Genomic DNA, 8,524 nt, shown 5'->3' with positions numbered 1-8,524 from the left:
CAGGCGCGCACCGGGCCCGGCGAATGGATCGCCGTGCATGGCTGCGGCGGCGTCGGCCTGTCGGCGATCATGATCGCCACGGCACTCGGGGCGAATGCGATCGGCATCGACATTTCCGAGGAGAAGCTCGCCTTCGCGCGGGATTGCGGGGCGGTGGCGACGGTCAATGCGTCAGGCGTCGCCGACGTGGCGGAAGCGGTGCGCGAAATCACCAAGGGCGGCGCGCATGTCTCGATCGATGCGCTCGGCCATCCCGTCACCTGCTTCAACTCGATCAAGAATCTGCGCCGGCGCGGGCGGCATGTGCAGGTGGGGCTAATGCTCGGTGAACACGCAACGCCTGAGATTCCAATGGCGCAGGTGATCGGCCACGAGCTGGAAATCTACGGCAGCCACGGCATGCAGGCCTGGCGTTACGACGCCATGCTGTCGATGCTTTCGGCCGGCAAGATCGCGCCGCAGAAGCTGATCGGACGGCGGGTCAGCCTCGAGGAGGCCGTGCCGGCGCTGATGGCGCTCGACAAAGCTGAGGCCACGGGGATCAGCGTGATTACCCGGTTTTCATGAGTGAATTCCACCCTCCCCGCCCGTGGCAGCACGGGAATGAGGGAGGGCGGGACGAGCAACAGACCCTATTGAGCTACGCCGATCGAGGCGAGAAAAGCTGATGAAGCCGGGATCTTGGACTTATCCTTGATCTCGATGATGAGGCGCGGATTGCTTTCGAGCTTGGCAAGGGCCCTAAAGACGGCGTGCCAGTGGATCGAGCCCTCACCGAGGCTCCAGTGGCGATCGGCATATCCGTCGGCATCCTGCAGGTGGACATGCTGCAGGCGATTGCCGGCGGCCTTGACGTAATAATCAACCGGCGGAGCACCGGTATAGCCATGGGCATAATGGGCATGGCCGGTATCGATCGAGACGGCGACGGCAGGCGATTGGAAGCTTTCGGCGAGCGCCACGCGAATATGCGGATCCTTGTCCTCGATGTTCTCGATGACCATGGTGCAGCTGATATCCTCGGCGCGCCTGACGGCATCGCGCAGGGTCATGTGCGTGCGCTCGACCAAGGCCTCGCGGGCGCCGGCATTGTCGTCGAGATTGTTGTAGGACCAGGACGTATAGGGGCTGTGGATGACCATTTGGGTCGCGCCGATGGCGGCGCAGACATCGAGCCCCTGCAGCAGACGCCGGGTGACGATGGCGCGGATATCTGGATCTTCCGAGGCGATGGTGAAGCCCCAGAACGGGCCGTGAATGCCGAGGCGGCCACCATGACCGTCGAGAAGCCTTCTGGCGCGGGCGGCGAGCGGCGCCCAGTCACCGTTCAGAATCTCGGCATCGACGAAGCTCTGCAATTCGAGATCGCGGGACTTTTCGAACAGCCAGTCACGGTGAAGTTCGACTTCATCGAGCGTCATGGCGGCACCGACGACGGGAAGAGAAGACATGGATGCGCTCCATCAATGTGAATGATCAATGTGAATGCCGGGACGGCGTGGAATGACGGCCCCCCAAAGAACGGCTAAGAACGGCCGCCGCGTTCTATGCGCCCCTTCTGTGTCGGCGGTATTACAGGCGCCGAGCCTTTCGCACCCTCTGGCCTCAGTCATTTTCGCATAGCTGATGCGGCATTGGCGGACCTTGCGGAAACGCCCCAAAGTACCGATATCGGCCCCGACAGTCTCGTGACGCAGTGGCGCGCGAGCGGCGCTGAACCCCTGGCAACGGAGCCGTTTGTTCATCGCTTCAGCCGATGTAGCGCGCTTCTTTGAAAGCGTTCGGCGATGTTACCCCCAACAACAGGGCGGGTTGTCAAAGGCGTCGCAAAGGTCTAACGGCTGCGCCCGCAAGAAAAAGCCCATAAGAAGAAGCCCTGTAAGAAAAAGAAAGAGACATGATGTCCAACTCATTTGTGAAAATGCCTGCGAGCGACGAGGCAAAGCGGTTTTTCGTCCTCGGCGACCGGGTCGAGCGGCGGCTTAGAATCAGCGGAGCCTGGCTCAATATCTTCGACGTCACCGTGCCATCAGGCAGCCGGACGCCGAAACATGCGCATGCGAGCCCGGAAGTGTTCCGCATCATCGAGGGAAAGCTGACGATCTGGCGCCTGAGCGACAGCGGCCCCGAAGAGATCGAAGCCAGCGCCGGCGACATCGTCACCATCCCGCCCTTCATGGTGCACGGCTATTCCAACTGCGGAACCGTTCCCGTGGTCTTTTCCGCGGTCGTCGATCGAGACATGGCCGAGTTTATCGAAGCGGAAGGCACGACCGAGCCACCGAAGGTCAGCCCTTCGGCGGAAACCATCGCTCGCATGACTGCGGCCGCCAATTCGTACGGGATCACCATCCTCGCGGCCTAGCGGCCGCATCTGGGGGCGTCATTCCGCGGCCATGCTCTCCACGCCTGGGGAACTTGGCCGGAGAGCTGCAACTGCAAAGGAAGCGAGTTCATGAGCTGATAGCTCACAGTGGCTCCAAGGCAGGGCGCCAATAATTCTGGGGTCCCATAAGGAGATGATTGAGGCGCAAAAGCAGGATGCGGCCGCGTCAACATTCCTCGGAACGAACTCTTCAGTCGCGATGCCGGCGCAAACGAGCTCCCTCACATGCGCCTCAAGTCGTTTCAGATGGTCTCTGAATGATGGCCAACTGCCGTCTGCGGCGAGAACAACGAGGTCGAACATCTGGCTGTCGCCGAGACGTGCCTGCAGCATCAGGCGGTGTTGCCCGAGCGCGGTTTTTTTCAGGCGGCTCGCCGCACCGGTGAGCTCGCCGTCGGCAGACGGAGTGAAGCGGAGGTCAGTTTCGAAAAAATTCCCGGCGATGGCATCCCAAATCGCCGCCTTGGAGGGGAAGATTTTGTACACACTTGCCGGCGACTTCCCGAGCAGTCGAGCAATATCGACGACGTTTGTTTTCGTGGGCCCGTACAGCCGGCACGCTGCCGTGCCGGCTTCGACGATCGAGGAGATGTAATCAGCTCGCGGCTGGTTTTTTACAGTCGTGCCAACTTCCATTTGCCAATCCTATCTAGTCCGCATGCTGGACGGGTCTCAGACCGCTCTGATCGAGGCGGCTGACGATCAGTACGCAATCTGACCATCCACCATCTTTCCCCCATTCGAGGAGAGCTCCCGCTTCAGGATTTCTCGCGCCTCCGGGCTGATGACCGCGACTGGAGCCGCAACGGCTACGCGCGCTGCCGAGCCGGCGAAATTGGCCGCCGTCATCCCGATCTGATCGGCAACGCTTGCCTCTCCACCCTCGAGGCTCTGCCCTGCCAGCCGCCGCCCGAGCAGGCGCACGATCTCAGGACTGTCGGCGAAGGCATTGTGGCCGAGCGGATCATTCGTCGCGATGGCGCTGGTATCGATAACGGAAACGCCGAGTTGGTCGAGAAGAGGCGCGTAGGGTCTGAGATCGGACCCGCCGACGCGGCTAACGCCACCCGATAACCAGCTCGACATCTCCAGCGCCTTGTCACGTGTCGATGTCAGGATCACAAAGTGTGGCCGCTTCGCCCCCATCTCGGTGAACTGGCGACGGAACACGTCGATATCGATGTCCGGCGATGCGAGAACAACGTTCTTCACCTTCGTCGGGATTGATTTCTCGCGCATGGCGACGCCACGCAGCGCCTCGGCCGCAAGCCAGCCGCCCATGGAATGGGCGAGGATCGTCACATCGGAGACGTCGGGACTGTTCACAGCCTGGAGGATCAGATCCTCCAGAGCGCGACGCGAATAGTTGGCGCTCTCCTTGTCATAGAGGTAATCGAAGACACGGCCCCTTGATGGCCAGGTGAAGAGGATCGGTGCGGCGTCGGTTCCCGAGTCATGGACGATCTGCGCGAAGCGGAAGACGGCATCGGCATAGGTGTTGTTGAAGCCATGCACGAAAATGATGACCTGATGCTTCGTGTTTCGATTCTTCCGGTACCAGTCGAACGCTTGGCCCTCGGATTGCACCTTGGCAACCTGCGTGACTGCAAACTCCTTTTGCGGGTTGGGCGGCATGTGGGACGGCCACTGCACTTCTCCGATCTTGCGGTTCCGATCGGGCGGGATGGATACGTCGACGCTGTTAAGGGAAATCGCCGTCCCGCGGTCGCCGGAAAAGAGTTTGCCGGGATCCTCCGAAGGCTTGCGTGTCGTGGCGACGAGCATGGTGACCCGGCTCGTGCCGGCCGGGGCCACGGCGAGAGGCTGCAGGACATCCTGCACCCGGTTGGCGCAACCCGATGTAACGAGTGACAGGGCCACAAAGACCAGGACAGCTCGACCCGCGTGGGCAGCGATCGCCTTGCCAAACCCAAACCCAAAGCCGGTGAGACCCTGAGCAATGCGGCCAGGGGGTGAGATGGATGTGGTCATCTCAGTGCTGCTCGGCTTCGCGAGGAATCCGGAACCAGGCGACGTAAAGCGCCGGCAGAAAGAGAAGCGTCAGCGCCGTTCCGACGACGATCCCACCCATCATCGCGTAAGCCATCGGACCCCAGAAAATCTCATGCGAGATCGGGATCAGGGCCAGAGTCGCGGCCGCGGCAGTGAGCATGATCGGCCGCATGCGGTGTTCGGTCGCCTCCACCACCGCCTTCCATGCCGACATTCCCTCTGCACGCAGCTCCTCGATCTGCACGATCAGGATCACGGAGTTGCGGATGAGGATTCCGACCAGCGCGAGCACACCCAGGAGTGCGACGAACCCAAGCGGCGAGTTGCTGGCGAGCAGTGCCACGACGACGCCGATGAGGGCCAGCGGAGCCACCGAGAAGACCAGGAACAGCCTGTGGAAGCTCTGAAGCTGGATCATCAGCAGCGTCGCCATGATGACGAACATAGCCGGCGCCACCTTCGCGATCGGACCTTGCGACTTGGCGCTTTCCTCGACCGCGCCGCCGATCTTGACCGAATACCCGGCCGGCATCGTCTTTTCGAAAGCCGAAACCTTGTCGGAGAGTGCCTTCACAACGGTCGCCGGCTGCGTCGCATCGCCGATCCCGGCCTTGATCGTGATGGCCGGAACTCTGTCGCGCCGCCAGATTGTCGGCTGTTCGAGCTCGTAGCGGAAGGTTGCGACCGATGACAGTGGCACGGATTGACCGCTGCTGCTCTGCAGTTGCAGGTCAAGCAGGGTGTCGATCGAGCCGCGCTCCTTTTCCGCGGCACGGCCGATGACATCGACCAGATAGATGTCGTCCCGGACCTGCGTTACGGCATTTCCTTGTACGACAGTGTTGAGTGCCATTGCGATGTCCTGGGACGAGACGCCGAGCTGTCTGGCCTTGTCCTGCAACACGTCTATCTTCACGACACGGGCCGGCTCGTTCCAGTCGAAGGCAATGTTCCTGAGGGAAGGATAAGTGCCGACAATCGCGCCCAGCTTCTGTGCCAGGTCGCGCACCGTCTGCAGATTTTCGCCTGACACACGGTACTGGATCGGCTTGCCAACGGGAGGCCCGATGTCCAGAAGCTTCACGTAAGCGTCCGTTCCCGGAAACGTCTTCTGAAGGTAGGTTTCCATCTGCTGCTTCAGCTTGTCCCTGACGTCCAGTCCCTTGGTGACAATGACCGTCTGGCCGAAAGAAACGTCAGCCGGCTGCACGTCGAAGGAAAGAACGAAGCGCGGCGCACCCCTGCCAACGTATGTCGACCAATGCTCGATGCCAGGGTTGTCAGTCAGCATCTCATGTTCGAACTGGGCCATCTGGCGGCTCGTTTCGGCGATCGAACTGTTCTGCGGCAGGTTCCAGTCGACGATCAGTTCCGGACGGTCAGAGCTCGGGAAAAATTGCTGTTGCACTATCGACAGGCCAACGATTGATCCAGCAAAGAGAAGGACTGTTGCGACGATCGTCATCCAGCGCCAGCGCAGGCAGAATTGCAGCACGTTCGAAAACGCCTTCGCAAACCGACCCTTGTGCTCAGCGTGCTTCTTCATTGTCTTTGGTAGAATGGTCACCCCGATCAGGGGCGTGAACACGACCGCGACCACCCATGAAACGACGAGCGAAACCGCGATGACGACAAAGAGCGTGAAGGTGAACTCGCCAGCGTTGCTCTTGTTGAAAGCGACGGGGATGAAGCCCGCGACCGTAACCAGAGTGCCGGTCAACATGGGAAACGCAGTCGATGTGTAGACGTAGGTGGCGGCCTTCGTGAGACTGTCTCCCGCTTCCAGCCGTGCAACCATCATCTCGACGGCGATCATGGCGTCGTCGACGAGGAGGCCGAGCGCGATGATCAGCGCTCCAAGCGAGATGCGCTGCAGCGATATGCCGGTGTAGAACATGACCATGAACGTGATGGCGAGAACGAGCGGGATGGCGATTGCCACCACCAGGCCGGCCCTCATCCCCAGACTGATGAAGCTGATCGCGAGCACGATCGCGACTGCCTCGAACAGGGCTTTCGTAAAGCCGCCGACTGCCTCCTCAACCACCTTCGGTTGGTCGGATACCTGTTCGACGGAGACGCCGACCGGAAGCTCCTGGGTGATTTTGCTCATCGTCTTGTCAAGCGCTTCGCCGAAGGCAAGCACATTGCCGCCCGTCTTCATGCCGATCGCGAGCCCGATGGCGGGCTTTCCGTTGAAGCGGAAGAGCGACGTCGGCGGGTCGACGTAGCCACGGGTGATCGTGGCGACGTCGGTCAGCGGGAAGAACCGGTCGTTTACTCGAAGATTGATCCCCCGCAAGGTGTCTTCAGAGATGAAACGCCCGCCGACCCGCAAAGCGACCCGCTCCGGCCCCGTTTCGACAAAGCCGGACTGGGTGACGGCGTTCTGCGCCTGGAGCGTGGCAATGATGGCGGAGCGGTCGATGCCGAGGGCGGCAATCTTGCGGGTGGAGAATTCGAGGTAGATCACCTCGTCCTGCGCGCCGACGATGTCGACCTTGCCGACGTCGGGGATGTTGAGGATCTGTGTTCGGGCATCCTCTGCGAAATCGCGCAGTTCTCTCTGACTGAGGCCGTCTGCCGTGAAGGCAAAGATATTGCCATAGACGTCGCCGAACTGGTCATCGAAGAAGGGCCCGACCACGCCTTGGGGGAATTCGTGCTTGATATCGTCAATCAAGTTGCGGACGCGCGACCAGGTGGGCTTTACGTCCCGCGCGTTCGTATCCGGCAGCAAATCGACGAAGACGATCGTTTGACCGGCAGTCGTAATGCTGCGGGTATGTTCCAGTTTGTCGAGTTCCTGGAGCTTCTTTTCGATGCGGTCGGTAACCTGCTGCGTCACCTCCTGGGCAGAAGCGCCCGGCCACTGGGCCTGGATCACCATCGTCTTGATCGTGAAGGACGGATCCTCCTCGCGGCCGAGCCCGAGATAGGCAAAGGCGCCCGCCACCGCGAACATGATCATGAAGTACCAGACGAGAGAACGATGCTCGAGCGCCCAGTCAGAAAGGTTGAATTTGTTCACGGGCGTGGCTCCTGTCCGAGTTGCACTTTCTGTCCATCGGTGAGTTCATCGACTCCGGCGATGACGATCTCTTCCCCTTCCCGCAGGCCCGCTTGAACCACGACAGAACGGGGGGCGGACGCCGGACCTTCCAGTTCAATCACTCTCGGAGCGACAGTGGCTGTCGAGCGATCTACCACCCATACCTGGCTGGTACCGCCTTCATGGCGAATGGCGGAGAGCGGCAGCGTGATCGCCTGCTTCCTTTCTCCGACAAGCGGCGTCGCGGTGACCACGGCGCCAAGGCGGAAGATATCCGGCGCCTGATCGATCCCGATCTTCAGTCGATAGGTGCGGGTATTGGGATCGGCCTGCGGTGCGATCTCGCGGACCACGCCAGTCGCCTGGATCCTGCTGTCGAGCTGGAGGGCGACGTTGAAGCGGTCGTCCAGGCGAATGCGACTGAACTGCGCTTCCGGCATGTCGACGACCACGTCGCGCTGCTCGAGGCGTGCCAGTTTCAAGACCGGTTGGCCGGCAGAAACGGTCTGGCCCATTTCTGCGGACGTGGCGGTCACGACGCCATCGAACTCGGCTTTCAGCTCGGCGTAGCCTAGCTGCTCGCGCGCCTTCGCAAGGCTCGCCGTCGCTTTCGCGGCATTGGCGGTAGCCGATTTGAGCTGCTGGTCGGCAAGATCGTGATCGGCAACGCTCGCCGCATTGCTTTGGACGAGCCTTCGCTTGCGCGTTTCCGTCGTCGCTGCGTTCGCCAACTGCGCCTGGGCGTTGCGGAGTTCGGCCTCCGCGCTCGTGACCGCGAGTTGCAGAGTGAGCGGATCGATTTCCGCCAGGACATCGCCCTTGTGCACAAGGTCACCGACATCGACCTTGCGAGAGACCATTCTCCCCAGCGTCCGAAACGCCAGGTCGGTCTCGATGCGAGCTCGCACCACGCCGGGCAAACTTACGATTTTGTCCTGTTCGGCCGCGGCCATGACGACTTTGACAGGGCGGGGAACCGTCTCCTCCCCTGCGACGGAGCTCTGATCGCAGCCTGCAAGCAGCGACACTGACAGAAGAAGCGGGAGAGAGGTACATATGCGATTGAGGGTCAT

Annotated in this window: 7 protein-coding genes; 2 read left to right on the top strand and 5 right to left on the bottom strand. The window is 61.3% G+C overall.

What is annotated here, in order from left to right:
* The coding region (locus MOV76_RS25910) for a zinc-binding dehydrogenase (RefSeq protein ID WP_247265585.1) at nucleotides 1-567 on the top strand (567 nt) is incomplete at its 5' end.
* A 65-nt stretch (nucleotides 568-632) separates the two neighbouring features.
* Here MOV76_RS25910 and MOV76_RS25905 read toward each other — a convergent pair.
* Nucleotides 633-1,451, bottom strand: a complete 819-nt coding sequence (locus MOV76_RS25905) for a sugar phosphate isomerase/epimerase (protein ID WP_247265584.1) — start codon at nucleotides 1,449-1,451, stop codon at nucleotides 633-635.
* 446 nt (nucleotides 1,452-1,897) lie between these two features.
* On the opposite strand from MOV76_RS25905, the gene MOV76_RS25900 reads away from it, so the two are divergent.
* Entirely contained in the window at nucleotides 1,898-2,365 is a 468-nt protein-coding gene (locus tag MOV76_RS25900; protein WP_247265583.1) for a cupin domain-containing protein, read from the top strand.
* 18 nt (nucleotides 2,366-2,383) lie between these two features.
* Here MOV76_RS25900 and MOV76_RS25895 read toward each other — a convergent pair whose 3' ends face one another.
* The 4 genes from MOV76_RS25895 to MOV76_RS25880 all read right to left on the bottom strand — a co-directional run bounded on the left by MOV76_RS25895 (nucleotide 2,384) and on the right by MOV76_RS25880 (nucleotide 8,524).
* On the bottom strand, nucleotides 2,384-3,022 hold the full coding sequence (locus tag MOV76_RS25895; RefSeq protein WP_247265582.1) for a TetR family transcriptional regulator: 639 nt from the start codon (nucleotides 3,020-3,022) through the stop codon (nucleotides 2,384-2,386).
* 66 nt (nucleotides 3,023-3,088) lie between these two features.
* Nucleotides 3,089-4,378 carry an alpha/beta hydrolase gene (locus MOV76_RS25890; protein WP_247265581.1) on the bottom strand — a complete coding sequence of 430 codons (1,290 nt, stop codon included), beginning with the start codon at nucleotides 4,376-4,378 and terminating at the stop codon, nucleotides 3,089-3,091.
* Nucleotide 4,379: 1 nt separating this feature from the next.
* The gene (locus MOV76_RS25885) at nucleotides 4,380-7,430 is read right to left on the bottom strand and encodes an efflux RND transporter permease subunit (protein WP_309506486.1); all 3,051 of its coding nucleotides are present in this window, start codon (nucleotides 7,428-7,430) and stop codon (nucleotides 4,380-4,382) included.
* Complete coding sequence (locus MOV76_RS25880) at nucleotides 7,427-8,524, bottom strand: efflux RND transporter periplasmic adaptor subunit (protein WP_222283912.1); 1,098 nt, start codon at nucleotides 8,522-8,524, stop codon at nucleotides 7,427-7,429. The genes MOV76_RS25885 and MOV76_RS25880 overlap by 4 nt, the downstream gene beginning before the upstream one ends.

Source organism: Rhizobium sp. PRIMUS64 (assembly GCF_023006465.1).
GTDB lineage: Bacteria > Pseudomonadota > Alphaproteobacteria > Rhizobiales > Rhizobiaceae > Rhizobium > Rhizobium leguminosarum.
Note: the sequence above shows the minus strand (reverse complement) of the source record. Positions and strands in the feature narration are given on the sequence as shown.